The sequence below is a fragment of the Mesorhizobium sp. M5C.F.Ca.IN.020.32.2.1 genome, from assembly GCF_004023105.1.
In the GTDB taxonomy this organism is placed as follows: Bacteria; Pseudomonadota; Alphaproteobacteria; order Rhizobiales; family Rhizobiaceae; genus Mesorhizobium; species Mesorhizobium wenxiniae.
The window spans coordinates 1-450 of record NZ_RZSX01001670.1; the positions used below are offsets into that span (position 1 = coordinate 1).

General features: G+C 60.0%; 1 pseudogene. It reads right to left on the reverse strand.

Features of this window, described 5'->3' with window-relative positions:
• Positions 1-167: pseudogene (locus EOA86_RS41080) on the reverse strand (Crp/Fnr family transcriptional regulator); the annotation flags it as partial.
• Positions 168-450 lie beyond the last annotated feature (283 nt).

Genomic DNA, 450 nt, shown 5'->3' on the forward strand with positions numbered 1-450 from the left:
TCGACGATCAGTTCGATCCCGGGCTCAACCCTGTGTTTTGACGAGGTCTTGGCAAGTGCGACCAATTGGTCGGGATCGAGCGCACCGCAGACGCCGCGATGCCGTGCCTCGCAAGACTGGCAAAGTACTGGAATGCCGGCACTGTGAACGTCCTCCCGCACTGTCATTATGATCGTCCCGACGGATCCAAGGTGCCGGCAAGATAGCACCGGCGGCTGCAAATCCCTTGCGGCAGTTTGTCCGCGGAGGGCCTTGACCGAAATCAAGGCGGCGATGGGGACCTGCGGCCAGAATTCAACCTTGCAAGGATGATGGAAGGCGACATGCGACCGGAATTGGCTGCCAGACTTGGCGAGAATGTCCCCCGCTATACCAGTTACCCGACCGCGCCGCATTTTCATGCAGGCGTTGATGCTGCCGTCTATCGTGGTTGGCTGCAGGGGCTCGATG